This window comes from Micromonospora sp. DT46 (assembly GCF_049841735.1).
In the GTDB taxonomy this organism is placed as follows: Bacteria; Actinomycetota; Actinomycetes; order Mycobacteriales; family Micromonosporaceae; genus Micromonospora; species Micromonospora reichwaldensis.
This window is the reverse complement of record NZ_JBNCKW010000007.1, coordinates 150,405-171,969: the sequence shown is the minus strand read 5'-3', so window position 1 is coordinate 171,969 and position 21,565 is coordinate 150,405. Positions and strand designations below refer to the sequence as shown.

Here is a 21,565-nt window from a genome sequence, read left to right as displayed (position 1 = left end):
CGGGGTGCTACGACGTGAGCCGGAAGGTGGCGTCCTGCCGGTCGGCGGCGCTGGAGGAGGCGCTCAGCGGGTCGATGCGCAGCAGGTAGCCGGAGTGTCGGAGGTAGCGGTCCGGGAAGTTGTGGGAGCGCAACGACGTCCACGAGGAGTCGGCCAGGCCCGGCGTGCGGTGGAACGTGGCGTCGGCGCGGAACGTCGCGGTGCCGTTGTCCGGTTCGAGCCGGATGGCGTAGGCGCTGTGGCGCAGGAAGTTGCCGGGCCGGTTCACCGACTCGAACGACACCCCGGAGGGGTCGGCCAGGCCGGGCACCAGCCGCCACAGCTGGTCCTGGTACGGGTCGAAGGGGTACGCGTCGAGGCGCCCGACACCGTTGAGGTGCCGTACGAACCGGTCCGGGAAGTTGGCGGACTTCAGCCGGACCCAGTTCGGGGTGCCCCACCGGCTGACCGCGCCGGCGTACTCGGCCTCGGTGATGCCGAGGATCGAGCCGTGCTTGCCGTTCAGCGGCGGGGTGTAGTCGCGCTGGTTCAGCGTGGTCCACGCGTTGGCGGTGATGTTGCCGCTGGACCAGGCGTAGTAGTCGGCGTTCACCGGGGCGAACGAGTCGCCCCACAGGTACCAGCCGTTGCCGTCGTTGCGCTTGACCAGCAGCGGGGCCTCCATCGCGTCGCCCTGCCGCAGGCCGCCGGTGTAGGTGGTGAAGCTGTTCGGGGCGCCGGTCGACGAGCGGGCGCCGTACAGGTTTCCGTTGGCGAGGTTCTTGTAGTACAGGTACGTGACCCCGCCGTCGACCATGATGTCGCTGTCCAGGACGCCGAAGCCGGGGCTGAAGAAGACCTGCGGGGAGCCGACCGAGTGGAAGTCGGACGTGTAGTTGACCAGGAACACGTCCCCGCTGCTGGTGTTGCAGGAATAGACGATGCCGTACTGCCCGCGGTTGGCGTCCCAGAAGACCGTCGGCGCCCAGGTGTGCGCGTTGTAGGTGTGCATCCGCAGCCGCCGGTAACCGGTGAAGCCGGTCAGGTTCGTCGAGTCCCATACGTGCAGGTACTGGCTGATGACGCCGAAGTTCGTGCCGCGCAGGTCGGTGGCGATGACGATGTACGTGCCGTCCTGCTTGCGGAAGATGAACGGGTCGCGCAGCCCCAGTTGGCCGGCGGTCGGGGTGGCCACCGGGTTGTTCTGGTTGAGCGGGGTCCAGTTCAGACCGTCGCGACTGACGGCGAGGTGCAGGCCGTAGTCCGCGCCGACGAAGTTCGGCGACTCGGTGAAGTAGGTCATCACGTAGCCGGTGTAGGCCGCTGCCGAGGCCGCCCGGGGGGCGATCGTCAGGCCGGTGGCGGTGGCCGCGCCGGTGGCGACCGCACCGAGGGTGAAGGCTCGTCGGGTCAGGGCCATGGGGTGACCTTTCTCGATGGTGGCGGGAGAGCGGCGGTTGGCGGGCCGGCGCCGCGAGAGCCCTTACGTCCTGGTTCTTTCGGGTGCTGGTCGTGGGGCCGGCCGAGTCAGGACGGGCCAGCCGTCGGCGAGCGCTCCGGCCGGCCGAAGGGCCCGGCGGCACGCCGTCGCCGGAGCGGGTGTGACGTCGGGGAAGAGGTGCGGGACGGGTGGTGCGTGCCACGGGCGCGGCGGTCGGAACGGCCGCGCGACCGTCCAGACAAGCCATGGGGAAACATCTATGTTATCGATAACATAGTTTCCGCGTGACGCCCGCGCAAGACTCCTCCCGGCCCGGGAAGCCGAGCCCTGTCCGCCGGTCGCCCGCCCGCCTGCGGTGCGGATCCGGTCGCCTGCGGGCAACGGGACGGCACCGGAGCGCGCGGGGCAGGAGCCGACGCACCTCGGATCTCGCATGCTCCGGGACCGGACACGAGATCGACCCAGAAATATCCGGGCAGCGATGTCGAGAACCCGGGACCGGCTCCGTCCCCGTGGTGGACGCGATCAGAATGGGTTCGCACCCGCACCGAGAGGGGAAACACGATGGCCAAGTACCTGCTGCTCAAGCACTACCGGGGCGCTCCGGCCGGGGTCAACGACGTACCCATGGACCAGTGGACGCCGGAGGAGATCTCGGCGCACGTGCAGTACATGCAGGACTTCGCGACCCGGCTCGAGGGGACCGGCGAGTTCGTCGACGGTCAGGCGCTCGCCCCCGAGGGGACGTTCGTCCGGTACGACGGTGAGGGGCGCCCGCCGGTCACCGACGGCCCGTTCGCCGAGACCAAGGACCTCATCGCCGGCTGGATGGTGATCGACGTCGACAGCTACGAGCGCGCCGTCGAGCTGGCCGGGGAGCTGTCGGCCGCCCCCGGGGCGGGCGGGAAGCCGATCCACGAGTGGCTCGAGCTGCGCCCGTTCCTGACCGCGCCGCCCACCATCACGGAGTGACCTGATGCAGGAGGCCCTGCTCCGGAGCCTCACGCCCGGCGTGCTCGGGATCCTCGTCCGCCGCGGAGCCGACTTCGCGGCGGCCGAGGACGCCGTACAGGATGCGCTGGTCGAGGCGGTGCGCACCTGGCCGGCCGACCCGCCGCGCGACCCGAAGGCCTGGCTGGTCACCGTGGCCTGGCGTCGGTTCCTCGACGCGACCCGGGCGGACGCCGCCCGCCGTCGGCGCGAGGACCTCGTCGACGAGGAGCCCGCGCCCGGGCCCGCGCCCACGGTGGACGACACGCTCCAGCTCTACTTCCTGTGCGCCCACCCGTCGCTGACGCCGGCGTCGGCGGTCGCGCTCACGCTACGTGCCGTCGGCGGGCTGACCACCCGCCAGATCGCCCAGGCGTACCTGGTGCCCGAGGCGACCATGGCGCAACGCATCAGCCGGGCCAAGCGCACCGTCTCCGGCGTGCGGTTCAACCAGCCCGGCGACGTCGCGACCGTACTGCGCGTCCTGTACCTGGTCTTCAACGAGGGCTACTCCGGCGATGTCGACCTCGCCGCCGAGGCCATCCGGCTCACCCGGCAGCTCGCGGCCGCGATCGACCACCCCGAGGTGGCGGGGCTGCTCGCCCTCATGCTGTTGCACCACGCCCGGCGCGCCGCCCGGACCGCGCCCGACGGCAGCCTGGTGCCGCTCGCCGAGCAGGACCGCGGCCGGTGGGACACCACGTCGATCGCCGAGGGCGTCGAGATCCTGCAGGCCGCCCTCGCCCGCGACCGGCTGGGCGAGTTCCAGGCCCAGGCAGCCGTCGCGGCGCTGCACGCCGACGCGCCCACCGCCGCGGAGACCGACTGGGTGCAGATCGTCGAGTGGTATGACGAGCTCGTCCGCCTGACCGACAGTCCGGTCGTCCGGCTCAACCGCGCGGTGGCCGTCGGCGAGGCCGACGGACCGCGCGCCGGCCTGGCGGCGCTCGTGGCGCTGGACGATTCGCTGCCCCGCCACGCGGCGGTGGCGGCGTACCTCCACGAGCGCGACGGCGACCTGGCGACGGCGGCACGGCTGTACTCCGAAGCGGCCCGGCGGGCGCCCAACCTCGCCGAACGTGACCACCTGACGCGCCAGGCCGCCCGGCTCAACGCCCGCCAGCGCCCCTGAGCGGTCCAGGACTTCACCGCTTTTTCGTACGACAGGGCCGCCCCGGAGGGAGGCCACTCCGGCTCCGGTCGCTCCTCGGGAGACCGGGCGAGCGGCACAGGCCGAGAGAGTGCCGGATCGAGGAGAGCCCAGGTCGCGGCCCAGCGTCGCCGGACAATCAATGTCCTAGGACGCTTTAGGGGATGTGCGTCAGCCGGCACGGGCGGAACCCGACCTGGTGTCATTCATCGAGGGCGAGTCGGGTCGGTAGCGGTGCCAGCGGGCTCGGGTCTGGTGGCGGCGTCGCCGGGCGGACCAGCCGCGGTCGGCGACCACCGCGTCCATCTGTTCGGGATCTGCACCGCGGCGCGGTGCAGATCCCGCGCCGTGGCCATCGTGCTCGGGGCCTGTCACCTCCGATAGCGCTGTGCCACTGCCGCGAAGGCGGCCTTGGGTTCCCATTCCATGTCGGGGTAGGTCTGCCCTCGGCGCCCTTCGAGGAGCTTGACGATGCCCAGGCCGGCCCGGTCCAGGTCGTCCCTGGGGTCGCCGTCCGGGCGGTGCGGGTAGCCGGGCAGGGCGAACAGGAACACGAACGCGCTGTCCACGCCCTCGGTCTCGAAGATCTCCAGCAGTTCGCTCAGGTAGGTGGCCTGGCCGGCCTCGTCGCGCTCGTATACGCCGTTCAGCCGTACCGGAGCCCTGGTCTCCGGGTCGTACTCGACCACTTCCAGCACCCGCCCACCGCGGTCTCCCGCGCCGCGGTAGGCCGCGGTGCCGAACCCGGTGATGGCGAGCGGCTTCGGGCTCTGGGCCAGGATGCGCACCGCGTCCCGGAACCGGTCGGCGACCTCGGCGGAGCGGATCAGCTCGAACGCCACGATGTCGAAGGGAGTCCAGTCGACCTGCTCGAACTGGATGGACGCGTAGGTGAGTTTGCCCTGGAAGCGCTCGCGGACCGTCGCCGCGGCGTCGCGGAGGAACGCGTTGATGTGCACGCCGAGTTCGCGGATGGCTTCGGCCCGCCGCTCGGGTTGGCTCATCAGCCGCTCGACCCGATCCTCGGGGCTCTCTCCGGACAGGAACCCGCGGTTCATCACGCTCAGCTCGACGCCTGCGACGAACACGACTGTGGCCCCCTGCTGCCGGACCCGTTCCGCCCGCTCGGCGCAGTCGCGGAAGAGCGTGAGGATCTGCTCCGGATCCAGCTCCAGCGGGTAGGGCGAGAACCAGACCTCCAGTCCGAGTTCGGCGGCGGCACCGGCGGCCAGTTCCAGTCGATCCGGGTCACCGCCGATGATCTGGACCGCGTTGCAGTGCAGGTCGTCGCGGATGATGGCGAGCTCGCGCCGGACCACCGCGAGGTCGAAGTGCTCGCGGGACGTCTGGCCGTGCACGACGAATCCGGTGTCGTAGGTCATTCCTCTTGCTCGCATGGCGACGTCCTCTCTGTCGGTCCCGGTCCAGGTCGAGACTGGCAGGAAAAATGCGTGCACGCAAGTTTGCATGCACGCAACTTTGCGTGTGTGCAGCCCTGCATGGGACGCTGACACCGTGACACCACCAGGGCTGCGGGAGCGGAAGAAGCAGGCCACGCGTGAGGCGCTACGCGAGGCGGCCCTGCGCCTGGCCGAGGAGCGCGGACCGGACCAGGTGCGGGTCGAGGACATCGCCGAAGCGGCCGGGGTCTCGCCGCGCACCTACAACAACTACTTCGCCAGCCGCGAGCAGGCGATCGTCTCCGCCGTCACCGCGGACCGGGAGGCGCGCATCGCGGCGGCGGTCGCGGCCCGGCCCGCAGGAGTACGCCTGGCCGACGCCGTCACCCAGGCAGTGGTCGAGCAGTACACGAACACCGGCGAGCGCGAACACAAGGCGCTGCTGCTGATCACCACCCAGACCGCGCTGCGCGACGCGTTCCTCGACACCACCGCCGGCATCGAGCCCCCGCTCGCGGCGGTGATCGCCGAACGCCTGGACGACGCCGAAGCGCACACGGCCCGCGTCCTCGCTGCAAGCGTGGCCGCGGCAGTTCGCATCGCACTGGAAGGCTGGCTCCAGCCGGCCGGTAACCCGGAGGCCGCCGGGAGTCTCGCCGCCGGAGGACTGGTCGTGCCCTCCGGCTCACTGGCCGACCAGCTCCGCAAGGCGCTGGCCCCGCTCGCGCCCGCGTTCGACGCCGCCGAGCAGCACAACCAGCCGTGAAGCCGACCCAACCGGGGCATCCGCTGCACCAGCAGTAGATCCGGAACATGCCGATGCGCCCGGCCATCGTCCTCGGCGGTCGACGCAACGTAGCCGACGCTACGTCAGGTCGCGATCCACGACTGGAGTACTAGCCTGGCCGGCGTGCCGACGCGGCTCGTGCAGATCAACATGAAGGCCCGGAACGACTCCGTGCTGGGCGGTTTCTGGGCGGAGGCGCTCGGCTGGGAAGTCTCCAGCGAGGGGCCCGGCGTGACAAACCTCGAACCCGAGGGCTTCGTCTACCCCGACCCCGTCGCGGTCTGCCTCGACCTCATCGTCTCCTGCGTCCTCACCCCAGGCTGACCCGGGCAGCCGTGCGGGTGGCCAGACGCGGATCCCCGGCGGTGGTCAGGTGGCGGCGGTCGCGACCGGCCGCGGGTACTGGTGGAAACCGCTGCCGCTCTTGCGCCCGTACCTGCCCGTGTCCACCAGTTCCCGCAGTGTGCGCCCGGGCCGGAAGCGGGGGTCACCGGTGCACTCGAGCAGCACCAGGAGCGTGTCGACGACGGTGTCCAGGCCGATCAGGTCGGCGGTACGCAGCGGACCCGTCGCGTGGCCGAGGCACTCCTGGAAGACCCGGTCGACGGTCGCGGCGTCGGCGGTGCCCTGGCCGACGACCTCGGCGGCCTCGTTCACGGTGAGCATCAACACGCGGTTGATCACGAAGCCCGGCCCATCGGCGACCACGATGCCGGTCTTGCCGATCGCGGCGAGCAGGTCGAGGGTGCGCTGGAGGGTGTCCGCGCTGGTCCGTGGCGCACGCACCACCTCGACGCTGTCCCTGAGGGGCGCGGGGTTCATGAAGTGCGTCCCGACCACCCGGTCCGGCCGGCGGGTGCTGGCGGCGAGCCGGTCGATCGGGATGGCGGAGGTGACCGACGCGAGCACCGTCGTCTGTGGACAGACGGCGTCCAGCTCGCCGAAGATCCGTTCCTTGAGCGGGATGCGTTCCGGTGCGCACTCGACCACGTACCCGGCCCGGTCGAGCCCGGCGGTCCGGTGGGTCCAGCTGATCCGCTCGACCACCCGGGCCACCGGCTCGCCCGCGCGGTCCGGGGCCAGCAGCCGGGCCTGCCGCAGCCCGGTACGCAGCCGGTCCTCTGCCGCCGCCACCCCGGTCGCCGCCCTGAGCGCCGGGTCGACCACGACCACGTCGTACCCGCCCTCGGCCAGGCACTGGGCGATGCCGAGCCCCATCGTGCCGGCGCCGACCACCCCGACGGTTCCGCTCATGCTTCCCCCTCGCCGCGTCTGATGATCCGTCCGCTGTGCCCGCTCACGCCGTCACCACCCGCACCGGGTGTGCCCGCGCGGCCGGCGGCCGGGCCGGGTCGATCGCAAGCGTCCACCGGTCGCCCGCGTCGTCCTCGACGGCGAAGCCGGCGAACCGCAGGGTGACCAGCATCTGCCGGTTGACCGTGGTGGGCACGAACTCGGCCACCGGCCGCCGGCCCGCGGCGAGCACGGTGTGCACGAGGTGGTCGAGCAGGGCCGCGCCGGCGCCGCGGGACAGCACCCGGCACGACATCAGCAGCAGCCGCAGTACGGTCGCGTCCGGCTGCGACTCGGTGACGGCCAGCCCGACCGTTCCGTAGGAGCCGAACCTGTCCCGCAGCCGCGCCACCAGCACCTCGTGCCGCGGCGACGCGCACAGCGCGTGCAGCTCCGCCAGGCTGAAGGTGACGCCGGTGGTGTTCAGCTGGTGGGTGCGTACGGTCAGCTCGTGCGCCCGGGCGAGGTCGGCCGGGCCGGCCCGGCGCACCTCCAGCACCAGGCCGAGCGAGGCGAGGAAGTCCGCGGGTGGCCCGGCATGCGTGGCCTCGGCGGCCCGGCGTCGCTCGTCGGTCCGGTAGAGCTGGCGGCGCTGCCGGGACTCCTCGGTGACGAACTCGCAGGCGAACTCGGGCAGCGCCGGCAGTTCGGCGACGGCGTCGGCCGGGTGGCAGCGCACGACCGGCAGCGCGGCGGCCACCTCGGCGCGCTCCACCGGGTCGTTGTCGACGAACGCGACGGAGTCCAGGCCGATGCCCAGGTCGGCGGCGATCCGGGCGACCGCGAGGGACTTGGCGCCCCAGCCCACCTCGACCCGGGTGAACAGGTCGAGCAGGCCGTGCGCGGCCAGGTGGGCGGTGGCGGCGGCACGCTCGCCCCGGCTGGCCACGGCGTGCAGGACGCCGCGCCGGTCCAGGGCGTGCAGCGTGCGTACGGCGGCGGGGAACGGCACCGGCTCGTCGCCCTCCAGCACGACGCCGTCCCACAGGGTGTCGTCGAGGTCCCAGACGAGGCACTTCACCATGCTGGTCACGGCCGCCCTCCCGGCCCCGTCGCGCGGGCGCGCCGCAGCAGGTGGTCGGCGACGTGCAGTTCGGCCACCTGGGAGGAGCCCTCGATGATCTCCATGACCTTGGCGTCCCGGTAGAACCGGCCGGCCCGGCTGTCCGGGGCGCAGCCGGCCGCGCCGAGGACCTGCACGGCCGTGCCGGCGACCCGGGCGGCGGTGCGCGCCGCCGCGTACTTCGCCGCGACCGTGCCGGCGATCGCGTCGGGAGCACCGGCGGCCCGCCACCGGGCGGCCCGGGCGGCGAGTTCCCGCGCGGCGGCGGTGTCCACCGCCGCCCGGCCCAGCAGCCCCCGTACGGTCTGGTGCTCGGCGAGCAGGGTGCCGCCCTGCCGGCGGGTGAGCACGTGGTCGGTCATGTCCCGCAGGCACGCCTCGGCCATGCCCACGCAGCCCCAGCCGACCGTGAACCGGCCGTGGTCGAGTGCGCTGGCCGCGACGTGCGACAGGCCGAACCCGGGCGGTGCGACGCGGTTCGCCGCCGGTACCCGTACGCCGTCGAGCCGGATGTGGGCCAGCTGGGCGGCCCGCAGGCCGAGCTGGCCCTCGACCGGCTGCCGCGTCACGCCGGCCCGGTCGGTCTCGACGAGCACGGCGGTGTGCCGGCCGTCCAGCACCCCGAGCACCAGTAGCACGTCGGCGACCTGGCCGAAGGTCACCCAGCGCTTGGCCCCGGTCAGCTCCAGGGTCGGCTGCCGGCCACCGCCGACGGCACGGATGCGGGTGTCGACGGCGGTCAGGTCGCTGCCCGCGCCGGCCTCGGTGGCGGCGAATCCGGCGAGCAGCTCACCGCGGGCGAACGCGGGCAGCCAGCGCGCCCGCTGCTCGGCGGTGCCCCAGCGCAGGACGGCCGCGGCGACCATGGCCTGCACGGTGACCAGCGCGCGCAGCGCGCCGCACACGCCGCCGAGCCGGGCGCACAGCTCACCGAGCTGCGCCGGTGTGGCGCCGAGGCCGCCGTGCCCGACCGGCAGGTCAGCGGTGAGCAGCCCGGCGGCCGCCGCGGCGCGGCGTACCCCGGCGGGCAGCGCGCCGTCCCGGTCCCAGCGGGCCGCCTCGTCGCGCGCCGCCGCCGCGAGGTCGTCGCCGAGACCGTCGAGCGCCGGCGGCGCGACCGCGGCGGTCACGCCGGGATCCCGGCGCGGCCGGCGGTCTTGGCCAGCACGAAGTCGGTCAGCCGGGAGATGGTGCGGAAGTGGTCGAGGTCGAGGTCGGCCACCTCGACCTCGATGTCGAAGCGACGCTCCACGAACACCACCAGCTCGATCGCGAACAGCGAGTTGAGCAGGCCGAGCGCGAAGTAGTCCTCGTCCGGGCCGATCGGTCCGGACACCGCCGGGGCGATGAAGTCGTGCAGCTCCCGCGCCACCGCGGGCCGGTCCGGTGCTCCCATCCCCACTCCCATCTCAGTCTCCCGCGACGGCCGCAGCGGGATCGCCGTCGAACTCGACCAGCACCATGCTCCAGGCGGCCACGGGGCTGGAGCTGATCAGTACGGCCCGCTCGCCGCCCCGCAGCCGCCCGGTGCCGATCTCGGTCGCCAGGTTGAGCAGGACGTCGTTCGCGCCGAGGTGGCCCAGGTCGCGCAGGTTGTCGCGGCAGGTGGGAGCGACCGTCACCCCGAGCGTCTCCTCGACGAACCGGAACGCGCCCGCCGACAGGTTGTGGCTCACGTGCCGGGCGACGTCCGCCGGCGTCAGCCCGTTGCGGTCCAGCAGGCTCCGGTACATCGCGCGCAGCCGATTGCGGCTCTCCAGGGCCAGTTGGAAGGAGTACTCCCGGGGGTCGCGGCACTGCTCGGTCCAGCGGGCCGACGGGCGGTCCCGGTAGTCCACCCGGAACAGGTCCCAGTAGCGGCCGTCGGTCTCCTGGAGCACGTCGCGTACCCGCAGCGGCCCGTCCCGCGAGACGACCACGGCCATGCCCCCGTCGCCGCTGACGGTGACGGGGTGCCGGTAGCGCCGGGGCGTGGCCGGCGTACTGCCGTGCACGACGAGGACGTCGGTCAGGTCCGGGTCGGCGGCCAGCAGGCCGCGCGCCACCAGCAGCGCCGGCGTGGTCGACACGCAGCCCAGCCCGCCGACGGCGAAGGTCAGGGCCCGGTCGGCACCGAGGTACGCCTGTAGCCGGGTCTCGGCGGAGCTCATCAGGGTGGCCGGCGCGCGGGACTCCACCACGACCAGCGCCCCGATCCGTGCCGGGTCCAGCCCGGCTGCGCCCAGCGCCCGGGTGGCGGCTCCCGCGGCCAGGTCGAACGCGTCCAGCTCCGGGTCGGTACGCACCCGGTCGATCCCGAGGCCGGCGCAGAGTTCCCGCTCGGCCGGCCCCAGGTACGCCAGCTCCGGCAACTCCGCCACCGCGACCGACCGTTGCGGCAGGAACGACGCCATCGTCCGTACCACGATCGTTCCGGGCATGTCGCCGCGCCTTCCGGTAGCAGGGGCCGTCGTCGGTGTCCCGTCCCGGGCGTCCGGACCCGCTCCTGCGTCCGGAGTCCCGTGCGCCGACTCGATGCCACTCTGCCGATCGCGGCTCGTGCCGGGACAGAGAAGGACCGGCAACGCCTCTGCCGGTCCTTCTCTGGTTCCGGCCCGCTCGCGTCCACCAGTCTCGATCCGACGCCGACCGCCGGTGAAGGGGAGACCGCCGATGCCGAGCCGGATGCCCGACCAGACGAACGCCCCGCCGCCGAGCGGCACCCGGATCCGGCCGGTGCCGCGCACCGGCGCGCTGCGGCTGTCGCCCGGACAGGAGCGGCTGTGGTTCCTCGACGGGCTGCACGGCGACGGCACCGAATACCTCGTCTGGCTGCGGATGCGCCTGCGCGGGTCGTGGGATCCCGCGGTGTTCGCCCGCGCCGTGACCGCGGTCGTCGGCCGGCACGAGGTGCTGCGCACCCGGTACCGGGACAGCGACGGCGAGCCGGTGCAGGTCGTCGACCCGCCCGGCCCGGCCGACGTGACGGTCGTGGACCTGACCGGGGGACCGGACGCCGGGACCCGGGCTGCGGCGCTGCTCGACACGGCGGCGGGCCGGCCGTTCGACCTGCGCCGGGAGCACCCGCTGCGGGTCGTGGTGGTACGGCTCGCGCCGACGGAGCACCTGGTCGGCCTCACCCTGCACCACATCGCCGCCGACGCCTGGTCGTGCGACGTGCTGCTGCGCGACCTGGACCACGCGTACCGCGCGTTGGCGGCCGGCCGGCCCGTGCCGGCGCCGCCGTCGGTGCAGTACGCCGACGTCGCGGCCTGGCAGCGGGCCCGGCGCGAGGCCGCCGGCGCGGCCGGCATCGGCTACTGGCGGGACCAGCTCGCCGGGCTCGAACCGGTCCTGCTGCCCACCGACCGCCCGCGCGGCACCCGCCGCGACCCCAGCGGCGACATGCTCGCCGTGGACGTGCCGCGGCACGTCGCCCGGCTGGTCGCCGCCGCCGGCGAGCGGTACGGCACGACCGCGTTCATGACGCTGCTTGCCGCCTTCCAGGTGCTGCTGGCGCACCGGACCGGCCGCACCGACATCGCCGTCGGGATGCCCGCCGCCGGGCGGGACGTGCCGGAGACCGAGGACCTGATCGGCTTCTTCGTCAACACCCTGGTGCTGCGGACCGACCTGGCGGGCGAACCGTCGTTCACCGAGGTGCTGGACCGGGTGCGCACGACGGTGCTGGCCGCGCTCCTGCACAACGACGTGCCGTTCGAGGATGTCGTGGCGGCGGTCCGGCCCCGCCGCGACCCCGCCCGCAACCCGCTGTTCGAGATCATGTTCCAGGTCCTGCACACGGCGGAGACGCCTGGCACGCTCGGCGGCGCCACGGTGTGGCCGCTGCCCATGAACGCCACCGACGCCAAGTTCGACCTGGTCTTCACGGTCTGCCGCACCGCGGCCGGCGACCTGCGGTGCGTTCTCGAGTACGCCGGCGGCCTGTTCGACCGGACGACGATGCTCCGGCTCGCCGAGGACTACGTGGCGCTGTTGGAGCGGTCGACCCGCGAACCGGAGGCCCGGGCGGTCCGGCTGGCCCCGGCGCCCGGCGCGCCGGGCGTGCCGGCGACTGCGGCCGTGCCGGCGGGTGCCCCCGTTCCGCCGGCACCCGCGCCGGCCGGCCCGGTCGAGCAGGTCGTCGCCGGGATCTGGTCGCGGCTGCTCGGCGTCGACGACATCGCCGCCGACGACGACTTCTTCGACCTCGGCGGCCACTCGCTGCTGGTCGCCCGGGTGCGTACCGCGCTGCGGCGGACGTTCGCCGTCGATCTCCCCCTGCAGGTCCTGTTCGAGGCCACCTCCGTGGCCGGACTCGCGGCCGTGGTCACCGCCGCGGTCCGCGCCGACGTCAGCCGACTCTCCGACAGCCAGGTGCAGGACCTGCTGTCCCGAGCCGCCCGGGAAGGAACCCGATGACCGAGATGCTGGAGTCGCCCACCCCGCACGAGAAGCTGCTGGAGCGCCGGCTGCTCGGCCTCGAGCCGCTCCCCGAGCCGGGCATCCCCCCGGCGTCGCGGGCGGACCCGCCACCGCTGTCGTACGCCCAGCGCCGGCTGTGGATCCTCGACCGGCTGCGCCCCGGCGGCGTCGAGTACCTGGTACAGATCGCGCTGCACATGACCGACCGGCCGGGCAGCCGGCTGGACCTCGACGCGCTGCGGGCCGCGCTGGACGGGCTGGTGGCCCGGCACGAGGTGCTGCGCACCCGCTACCCGGTCGGCCCCGACGGCGAGCCGGTGCAGCTGATCGACCCGCCCGCCCCGGTTCCCCTGCCGATCCGCGACCTCACCCACCTGGACGGCGACACCCAGTGCGGATTGCTGAACCGGCTCGTCTCCGTCGACCGCGAGCCGATCGACCTGGCCGCCGGGCCGGTTTTCCGCGCCCTGCTCGTCCGGCGGGAACCCGACCAGCACCTGCTGCTGCTCACCACCCACCACATCGCCATGGACCTCTGGTCGGAGGGCCTGCTGCTCGACGAGCTGCACCACCGCTACACCGCCGCGCTCGACGGTCGCCCGGCCGACCTCCCCCCGCTGCCCGCGCAGTACGCCGACGTGGCCGCCTGGCAGCGGCAGCGGACCGCCGAGCTGCGCGAGACCCAGCTGCCGTACTGGCGTCGCCAGCTCGCCGGCGCCACGCCGGTGGACCTGCCGGCCGACCGGCCACGGCCGGCGGTACGGGACTCCGCCGGCGACGTCGTGCCGTTCACCGTGCCCGCCGAGGTGGCGGCGGCCCTCGGTGAACTGGCCCGCCACCACCGGGCCACGCCGTTCATGGTCCTGCTGGCCGCGTACGCGGTCGTGCTCGGGCGGTGGAGCGGCCGGACCGACGTCACGGTCGGCACCCCGGTCGCCGGCCGTGGGCACGACGACGTGCAGGACCTCATCGGGCTCTTCGTGGACACCGTCGTGGTGCGGGCCGACCTGGCCGGCGATCCGACGTTCGGCGAGCTGGTCGAGCGGGTCCGCCGTACGTCGCTGGACGCCTTCGCCCACCAGGAGCTGCCGTTCGAGCAGCTCGTCGAGGAGCTGGCGCCGGTCCGGGACCCCGCGCGGACGGCGCTCTTCTCGACGATGTTCGTCTGGCACGAGGCCGCGCCGGACGGCTTCGAGGCGCCCGGCCTGGACGTCCTGTCGGTGCCGATCCCGTTCGCCGATGCCAAGTTCGACCTGACCCTGTCGGTGGGCCCGGGCCCGGACGGCTCGCTCGCCGGCGCCGCGGTCTACGCCACCAGCCTGTTCGACCGCGCCACGATCGAGCGCTTCGTCGCACACGTCGGTCGGCTGCTGGCCGGCGTGGCGGCGGCCCCGGACATCCCGCTGGCCGACATCGACATCCTCCCGCCGGCCGAGCGCGAGCAGCTGCTCGACGGCTGGAACGACACCGCGACCGACGTGCCGGCCACCACGCTGCCCGCGCTGTTCCGGGCCCAGGTGGCCGCCACCGGGGACGCGGTGGCCGTGCGGACGGCGGAGCGGAGCCTGTCGTACGCCGAGCTCGACGCCCGCGTCACCGCGCTGGCGCTCCGGCTGCGCGCGGCCGGCGTCGGCCCCGAGTCGGTGGTCGGGGTGTGCCTGGAGCGCGGCCCGGACCTGGTGGCCGCGCTGCTGGCCGTGCTCACCGCCGGCGGCGCCTACCTGCCGCTGGACACCGAGAGCCCGCCGCAGCGGCTGGAGCAGCTGCTCACCGACGCCGCGGTACGGGTCGTGGTGACCGACCGGGACACCGTCGGCACCGCCTCGCGCACGGTGCTCCGGCCCGACGTGGACGGCACCGCCCCGCACGGGCCGCCGCCCGGTGACCCCGACCCGGACCACCCGGCGTACGTGCTGCACACCTCCGGCTCGACCGGCCCGCCCAAGGGCGTCGTGATCACCCACCGCGCGCTCGTGAACCGGCTGGTCTGGATGCAGCGCGAGTACCCGCTGGACGCCACCGACCGGGTGCTGCACAAGACCCCGTACGGCTTCGACGTCTCGGTCTGGGAGCTGTTCTGGCCGCTGATCACCGGCGCGACGCTCGTCGTCGCCCGCCCCGGCGGGCACCGGGACCCGGCGTACCTGACCACGGCGATCGCCGAGCACGGCGTCACCACGCTGCACTTCGTGCCGTCGATGCTGCGCGCCTTCCTCGACACGCCTGTCGGCGAGCTGCCCTCGGTACGCCGGATCTTCGCCAGCGGCGAGCCGCTCCCGGACGGGCTGGCGGCGGCCGTGTCCGAGCGGATCGGCTGCGAGCTGCACAACCTCTACGGCCCCACCGAGGCGACGATCGACGTGACCGCGGCGCGGTGCCTGCCCGGGGAGCCGGTCACGATCGGCCGCCCGGTCGCCAACACCCGCGCCCACGTCGTCGACCCGGACCTGCGGCTGCTGCCGGTCGGCGTGCCCGGCGAGCTGGTGGTGGCCGGCGTCCAGCTCGCCCGCGGCTACCTGGGCCGCCCCGCGCACACGGCCGACCGGTTCGTGCCGGACCCGTTCGGCACGCGGCCGGGGGACCGGCTCTACCGCACCGGCGACCTGGCCCGGCACCGCGCCGACGGGACGATCGAGTACCTGGGCCGGCTGGACCGGCAGGTGAAGCTGCACGGCCACCGGATCGAGCCGGGCGAGGTCGAGGCGGTGCTCACCGCGCACCCGGACGTCGCCGCCGCCGTGGTCACCGTGCACGACGACCGGCTCGTCGCGTACCTCGTCGGCCCGGCCGCCGAGGCCGGCGCCGGGCAGGTCGGGCCGACGGTCGACCGGGACGGCGTCGCCGCGTACGCCCGGGCCCGGCTGCCCCGCCAGCTGGTGCCCGCGCGGTGGGTGGTGCTCGACGCGCTGCCGCTGACCGCCGCCGGCAAGGTCGATCATCGCGCGCTGCCCGCACCGCCCAGCGGCGCCCCGCCGGCGGCGGAAGCGCCACGCACCCCGCTGGAGCGGACGATCGCGCGCGCCGTGGCCGACGCGCTCGGCGTCGACGCGGTGGGCCGGCACGACGCGTTCTTCGCGCACGGCGGCGACTCGATCCGGGCCATCCGCGCCGTCGGGGCGCTGCGGGCGGCCGGCCTGCCGGTGTCGGTGCACGACCTGTTCAGCCACGCCACGGTGGCCGAGCTGGCCGAACTGGTCGGCGCCCGGGCGCCGGAGCAGCCGGCCGAGGTGACCGAGCAGCCGGTCGTGGCGCCGTTCGCGCTGCTGTCCGAGGCCGACCGCGCGCTGCTGCCGCCGGGCCTGGTCGACGCGTACCCGATGGGCGAGATCCAGGCCGGAATGGTGTACGAGATGCTGGCCGCGCAGCGGCCGGTCTACGTGAACGTCAGCTGCTACCGGATCGAGGACGAGACGCCGTTCGACCTGGCCGACCTGCGCGCTGCCGCGGCACTGCTGGTGCGGCGGCACGAGATCCTGCGTACCTCGTTCGCGCTCGCCGGCTACACGCGGCCGCTGCAACTGGTGCACCGCACCGCCGAGCTGCCGGTGGACCTGGACGACCTGCGGGACCTGCCGCCGGCCGCGCGGCGCCAGGTCCTCGACGACTTCCTGCTCGCCCAGCGTGCCGCGCCGTTCGACCTGGCCGTGCCGCCGCTGCTGCGCTACACGGTGCACCAGACCGGCGAGCGCGAGTGGTGGCTCACCCACGTCGAGTGTCATGCGATCCTCGACGGCTGGAGCCACACGTCGGTGATCGCCGAGCTGCTCGGGTACTACCGGACGCTGCGCCGGGGCGACGTGCCCCGGCCGGCGCCGCTGCCGGCCGTCCGGTTCGCCGACTTCGTCGCGGCCGAGCAGGAGTCGCTGCGCTCGGCGGCCGACCGGGACTTCTGGACGGCCACGATCACGGCCGCCGACAAGCTGGAGATCCCGGCCGAGTGGGGCGGTCAGGCGGACGGGGCCGAGGGGCCGGCCGGCGCCGACGACGCGCCGGACCAGGTCGTCGTCGAGTACGCCGACCTGGAGCCTGCGCTGCGTCGGCTCGCGGCTGACGCGGGGGCGTCGCTGAAGAGCGTGCTGCACGCCGCCCACCTCGCGGCCTGGGGCGTGGTCACCGGGCGGCAGCGCTTCTTCACCGGGCTGGTCGGCAACGGCCGGCCGGAGCGGCTGCGCGGCGACGAGGTGATCGGCATGTACCTGAACACGGTGCCGTTCCCCGCCGACCTGACCGCCGGGAGCTGGCCGGAGCTGGTGCGGGCGGTCTTCGCGCGGGAGGCCCGGATGTGGCCGCACCGGCGCTACCCGATGGCCGCGATGCGGCGCGACGGCCGGCACGCCTCGGCGCTGGTCGACGTCAGCTTCACGTACCTGGACTTCCACATGCTCGACTGGAGCGCCGGCATCGACCTGGAGGACGACTTCAGCCCGAGCGAGCAGCCGTTCTCCGCGGTGTCGTTCCCCGGGCACCTGCGCCTGCTCGGCCGGCCGAGCAGGATCGGCCGGCCGTACCTGGAGCTGGTCGGCCGGACCTACCGGCAGGTGCTGGCGTCGATGGCCGCCAGCGTGGCCGGGCCCGGTGCCGCCCGCGATCCCGGCGCCGGTCCCGACGCCACCCCGGCTGTGTTGCCGTCGCCGTCGCCGCGGACCGTGACGCTGGCGCCGGCCGACCGCGAGCGGGTGCTCGTCGACCCGAACCGCACAGACCGGGCGTTCCCCACCGATGAGCCGGTGCACCGGCTGATCGAGCGGCAGGCCCGGTCCGCGCCCACCGCCGTCGCGCTGCGGCAGGGCGTCGTCAAGGTCTACTACGCCGAGCTGGAGCTACGCGCGAACCGGCTGGCGCACCGGCTGCGCGCGCTCGGCGTCGGCCCGGGCACGGTCGTCGGCATCTGCCTGCCGCGGACGCCCGACCTCGCCGTCTGCGTACTGGCCGTGCTGAAGGCGGGCGGCGCGTTCCTGCCGCTGGATCCGGCGTACCCGGTCGAGCGGCTGCGGTTCATGCTCGACGACACGGCAGCCGCGGTGCTGCTCGCCGCCGGGCGGCTGCCGGCCGGCCTCGTCCAGGCCGACCCGGCGGGCGTGCCGACGGTCGACGTGACCGACGAGTCCGCCCAGCTCGACATGCCGGTCACCGCGCCGGAGGTGACGGTGGCGCCGGACGACCTGGCGTACGTCACCTACACGTCCGGCTCGACCGGGCGGCCCAAGGGGGTCGCCGTGCCGCACCGGGCGCTGCTCAACCTCCGGCACGCCCAGCAGGAGGTCTTCGACGTCCGGCCGGGCGACCGGATGCTCCAGTTCTTCTCGGTGGGCTTCGACGCGTCGGTGTCCGAGCTGGTCGCCGCGCTCACCGCCGGCGCCGAGCTGGTGCTGCCCGAGCCCGACCGCGACCCGGGCGACCTGCGCGCCGAGGCGGCCACGCTGACCCACCTATTCCTGCCGCCGTCGATGCTGAGCCGGCTGGACCCGGCGGACTTCCCGCGGCTGCGGGTCACCCTGGTCGGCGGCGAGGCGTGCCCCGCCGGGCAGGCCGACCGGTGGGCGCGGCACGCCGCGTTCGTCAACCTCTACGGCCCCACCGAGGCGTGCGTCGCCGCCACGTACGCGCCGGTCGCCCCCGGCTCGCCGGAGCGGATGCCGTCGATCGGCACCCCGCTGGCGAACGTGCGGTGCCACGTCCTGGACGCCGACGGCCGGCCGCTGCCCGCCGGGGTGCGCGGCGAGCTGTACGTCGCCGGCGCGGGCCTGGCCCGCGGCTACCTCGGCCGGCCGGCGCTGACCGCCGACCGGTTCGTCCCGGACCCGTTCGGGCCGCCCGGCAGCCGGATGTACCGCACCGGCGACGTGGTCTCCCGCGCCGCCGACGACTCGCTGCGCTTCCACGGGCGCGGCGACCAGCAGGTCAGCGTCCGCGGCTTCCGCATCGAACTCGGCGAGGTCGAGCACGCGCTGGAGGCGCACCCGAGCGTCGCGGCCGCGGCCGTCGCCGTCGCCGCGGCGGGCACCGAGGAGGCGACGCTCGTGGCGTTCGTCCGGCTCACCGCCGGCAGCTGCGGCGCCGCCCCGTCCCCGGCCGAGCTGCGCGAGCACGTACGCCGCCGGCTGCCGGCGCACATGGTGCCGACCCGCTGCCACGTCGTCGGGCAGTTCCCGGTCACCGCCTCGGGCAAGGTCGACCGCGCCGCGCTGGTCGCTGCCGAGCCGAGGCCCGCCGCGCAGATCGCGCCGGTGGCGCCCCGGACACCGCTGGAGCAGACCATCGCCGACGCCTGGGCGCAGGTGCTGCGGCTGGACCGGGTCGGCATCGACGACGACTTCTTCGACCTCGGCGGGCACTCGATGGCGATGATGCGGGTCATCTCGCTGTTGCGGGAGTCGCACGGCGTGGAGCTGACGTTCCGAGCCTTCCTGGAGCACCAGACCGTCGCGCGGCTGGCCGCCGCGATCACCGACGGCGCGGTCGGCGGCCCCGAGGCACCGGCCGCGCCCGGCAGCCGCAACCGGGCGCTGCTGTGGCTGCGGCGCGGCAGCGCCACGCCGCTGTTCTGCATCCACCCCGGCGGCGGCAGCGCCCACTGGTTCCAGCGCTTCCTGCCGTACCTGGACCCGCAGCTACCACTGGCCGCGTTCGAGTGGCCGAAGCCGCACGGCGACCACGCCACGATCCCCACCGCCGCCGAGATGGCCCGCCGGCACTTCGACGAGCTGCGGGCCGCCCAGCCGCACGGGCCGTACCGGCTGTTCAGCTGGTGCGGCGGCAGCACGATCGCGGCGGAGCTCGCCACCCTGCTGCTGGACGCCGGTGAGGAGGTGACCTTCATGCTCCTCGACCCGGTGCTGGACGCGCAGACCCGGCCGAAGTTCTACGAGCAGATGGGCTTCGTGCGCCGGCTGGAGAAGCTGGTGCTGGAGATCGACCGGGGCGGGCCGGAGGCGGACACGCCCGAGCGGCGCGCCGAGATCATGGACCTCTACGAGCGGGTGGCCAACGACATCGACGAGAAGGAAGGCATGGCGCTGCCCGAGCGCGGCGTCGGCGCCGCCTGGCCGCGGATGGTCCGGGTCTGGCGGGAATCGTTGCAGGCGCTCATCGAGTACCCGAACCCCCGCTACGCCGGCAAGCTGCACCTCATCGCCAGCGACGCGCTCGCCAACGGCCAGCACGTGGTGTCCTCCGGCCAGACGTTCGCCGACTACCTCGAACGCTGGGAGGAGCTGATCGGCGGCGGGATCGAGCTGCACCGGGTGCCGGGGGACCACATCGGAATCATGAAGCCGCCGCTCCTGGTGCACCTGACCGACGTGATCAGCGCTGTGCTGGCCGGCAGCCGATGACCACCACGCCGGGCCGCCCGTCGACCGACCCGGCCGTGCCCCGACCTGCCGCATCCGACCCGGCCGCGCAGCAGCGGGCGTGGAACGCCACCGCCCGCGCGTACGCCGCGGACGGCCCGGTGCACCGGCTGTTCGAGGAGCAGGCCCGGCTCCGGCCGCACGCCGTGGCGGTGCGCTGGGCTGGCGGCGCGCTCAGCTTCGCCGAGCTGGACCGGCTCGCCAACCGGCTGGCCTGGGCGCTGCGCGACCAGGGAGTGGGACCCGAGACGCCGGTGGGCATCCGGGTGCCGCGCGGCCCGCTGCTGGCGGTCGCCGTGTACGGGGTGCTGAAGGCGGGCGGCTGCTACGTGCCGGTCGATCCGGCGCTCCCGGCCGAACGCGCGCACACCCTACTGGCCGAGGCCGGTGTGCGGCTGCTGGTCGGCACGGCGGGCGAGGACGGCTGGCCGGCGCCGCCGCAGGTACGCACGGTGCCCGCCGACGCCCCGGTCCCGGACCACCGCGAGCTGCGGAGCCCGGAGCCCGGCACCGGCGCGGACTCCACCGCCTACGTGGTCTTCACCTCCGGCAGCACCGGCCGGCCCAACGGCGTCGCCGTGGCGCACCGGTCGCTGCACAACCTCTTCGCCTGGTGCCGCCGCACGCACGGCTTCGGCCCGCACGACCTGGGCCTGTCGGTCACCTCGCTCGGTTTCGACCTGTCCGTCTTCGACCTGCTCGGCCTGCCCGCGTACGGGGCGGGCGTCTACGTCGCCGACGACGCGCAGCGGTGCGACCCGGAACTGCTGCTCGACGTGCTGCTGCGGGAGCCGGTGACGTACTGGAACTCGGCGCCGACCACGCTGGCCCACCTCGCGCCGCTGCTCGGCGGGCACCGGGGCGCCGCAGGGACCGGGCACCTGCGGCTGGTCTACCTCAGCGGCGACTACACGCCGTTGACGTTGCCGGACGAGGTGCGGTCGGTCTTCACCGGGGCGACGATCGTCAGCCTCGGCGGCGCGACCGAGGCGACCGTCTGGTCGAACTGGTTCGAGGTCGGCGCGGTCGACCCGGCCTGGCGGAGCATCCCGTACGGGCGACCGATCGACAACGCGCAGTACTGGGTGGTCGACGAGGACCTGCGGCCGTGCCCGGTAGGGGTGCCGGGCGACCTGCTCATCGGCGGCGACGTCCTCGCCCTCGGCTACCACCGCCAGCCGGAGCTGACCCGGCAGCGGTTCGTCCCGGACACGCTCGGGCCCGACCCACGCGGCCGGCTCTACCGCACCGGCGACCGGGCGAGCTTCGGCTCCGACGGGGTGCTGACCTTCCTCGGCCGGGTCGACGGGCAGGTCAAGATCCGGGGCGCCCGGGTGGAGCTGGCCGAGGTCGAGCACCGCCTGCGCGGGCACGCCGGGGTGAAGGACGTGGTGGCGCTGGCCCGGCCGGACCGCGACGGCGAGCGCGCCCTGGTGGTCTACGTCGTGCCGGCCCCCGGCTGCCGTCCGACCGTACGGGAGCTGCGCCGGCACGTGGCCGCCGCGCTGCCGGACTACATGGTGCCGGCCGCGGTGGTGTTCGTGGACGGCTTCCCCGCCACCGCCAACGGAAAGCTCGACCGCGCGGCGCTGCCGTGGCCGGCACGCACCGGCAGCACGCACGTGCTCGGGGTGCCGGGGTAGCCGCCGTCCGGCCGCCGGTGGGCGCACCCGGGGGAGAGGTGCGCGCACGACCGCGGGCCCGCG

General features: G+C 74.5%; 14 protein-coding genes. 7 read left to right on the top strand and 7 right to left on the bottom strand.

The window, feature by feature from the left end:
* Positions 1 to 7 precede the first annotated feature (7 nt).
* Positions 8 to 1,399, bottom strand: coding sequence for a glycoside hydrolase family 43 protein (locus tag ACLQ20_RS20755; RefSeq protein ID WP_151452858.1), 1,392 nt, complete (start codon positions 1,397 to 1,399; stop codon positions 8 to 10).
* 585 nt (positions 1,400 to 1,984) lie between these two features.
* On the opposite strand from ACLQ20_RS20755, the gene ACLQ20_RS20750 reads away from it, so the two are divergent.
* Together ACLQ20_RS20750 and ACLQ20_RS20745 are read left to right on the top strand one after the other, a co-directional pair.
* Complete coding sequence (locus ACLQ20_RS20750) at positions 1,985 to 2,392, top strand: YciI family protein (RefSeq protein WP_151452857.1); 408 nt, start codon at positions 1,985 to 1,987, stop codon at positions 2,390 to 2,392.
* A gap of 4 nt (positions 2,393 to 2,396) precedes the next feature.
* Positions 2,397 to 3,542, top strand: coding sequence for an RNA polymerase sigma factor (locus ACLQ20_RS20745; protein ID WP_151452856.1), 1,146 nt, complete (start codon positions 2,397 to 2,399; stop codon positions 3,540 to 3,542).
* Positions 3,543 to 3,931: 389 nt separating this feature from the next.
* On the opposite strand, the gene ACLQ20_RS20740 is transcribed toward ACLQ20_RS20745, so the two are convergent.
* Positions 3,932 to 4,957 (bottom strand): hypothetical protein, encoded by a 1,026-nt coding sequence (locus ACLQ20_RS20740; RefSeq protein ID WP_327028889.1) that lies wholly within the window; start codon positions 4,955 to 4,957, stop codon positions 3,932 to 3,934.
* Positions 4,958 to 5,075: 118 nt separating this feature from the next.
* Between ACLQ20_RS20740 and ACLQ20_RS20735 the strand changes: the two genes are divergently transcribed.
* Positions 5,076 to 5,726: a TetR/AcrR family transcriptional regulator gene (locus ACLQ20_RS20735; protein ID WP_425857327.1), complete on the top strand. Its 651-nt coding sequence runs from the start codon at positions 5,076 to 5,078 to the stop codon at positions 5,724 to 5,726.
* Positions 5,727 to 5,870: 144 nt separating this feature from the next.
* The gene (locus tag ACLQ20_RS20730; RefSeq protein ID WP_370518896.1) at positions 5,871 to 6,071 is read left to right on the top strand and encodes a hypothetical protein; all 201 of its coding nucleotides are present in this window, start codon (positions 5,871 to 5,873) and stop codon (positions 6,069 to 6,071) included.
* A gap of 45 nt (positions 6,072 to 6,116) precedes the next feature.
* On the opposite strand, the gene ACLQ20_RS20725 is transcribed toward ACLQ20_RS20730, so the two are convergent.
* The 5 genes from ACLQ20_RS20725 to ACLQ20_RS20705 are packed head-to-tail and all read right to left on the bottom strand — an operon-like array spanning position 6,117 to position 10,523.
* A complete protein-coding gene (locus ACLQ20_RS20725; protein WP_425857325.1) occupies positions 6,117 to 7,001 on the bottom strand; it encodes a 3-hydroxyacyl-CoA dehydrogenase family protein in 885 nt (294 codons plus the stop codon).
* A 43-nt stretch (positions 7,002 to 7,044) separates the two neighbouring features.
* Positions 7,045 to 8,064, bottom strand: a complete 1,020-nt coding sequence (locus ACLQ20_RS20720; RefSeq protein ID WP_425857569.1) for an HAD-IIIC family phosphatase — start codon at positions 8,062 to 8,064, stop codon at positions 7,045 to 7,047.
* Between the two features lie 5 nt (positions 8,065 to 8,069).
* Positions 8,070 to 9,233, bottom strand: a complete 1,164-nt coding sequence (locus ACLQ20_RS20715; protein ID WP_425857323.1) for an acyl-CoA dehydrogenase family protein — start codon at positions 9,231 to 9,233, stop codon at positions 8,070 to 8,072.
* The gene (locus tag ACLQ20_RS20710) at positions 9,230 to 9,499 is read right to left on the bottom strand and encodes an acyl carrier protein (RefSeq protein ID WP_151452852.1); all 270 of its coding nucleotides are present in this window, start codon (positions 9,497 to 9,499) and stop codon (positions 9,230 to 9,232) included. Before ACLQ20_RS20710 ends, ACLQ20_RS20715 begins: the two co-directional genes overlap by 4 nt.
* 13 nt (positions 9,500 to 9,512) lie before the next feature.
* Positions 9,513 to 10,523, bottom strand: a complete 1,011-nt coding sequence (locus ACLQ20_RS20705; RefSeq protein ID WP_425857322.1) for a ketoacyl-ACP synthase III family protein — start codon at positions 10,521 to 10,523, stop codon at positions 9,513 to 9,515.
* 232 nt (positions 10,524 to 10,755) lie between these two features.
* Here ACLQ20_RS20705 and ACLQ20_RS20700 point away from each other — a divergent pair, with 232 nt between their 5' ends.
* From ACLQ20_RS20700 to ACLQ20_RS20690, 3 genes are read left to right on the top strand one after another with little or no spacing between them, the layout of a single operon-like run.
* Positions 10,756 to 12,504 (top strand): condensation domain-containing protein, encoded by a 1,749-nt coding sequence (locus ACLQ20_RS20700; protein WP_192581262.1) that lies wholly within the window; start codon positions 10,756 to 10,758, stop codon positions 12,502 to 12,504.
* Positions 12,501 to 19,841, top strand: coding sequence for an amino acid adenylation domain-containing protein (locus ACLQ20_RS20695; RefSeq protein ID WP_425857320.1), 7,341 nt, complete (start codon positions 12,501 to 12,503; stop codon positions 19,839 to 19,841). Before ACLQ20_RS20700 ends, ACLQ20_RS20695 begins: the two co-directional genes overlap by 4 nt.
* Positions 19,838 to 21,502, top strand: coding sequence for an amino acid adenylation domain-containing protein (locus ACLQ20_RS20690; RefSeq protein ID WP_425857319.1), 1,665 nt, complete (start codon positions 19,838 to 19,840; stop codon positions 21,500 to 21,502). Before ACLQ20_RS20695 ends, ACLQ20_RS20690 begins: the two co-directional genes overlap by 4 nt.
* Positions 21,503 to 21,565 lie beyond the last annotated feature (63 nt).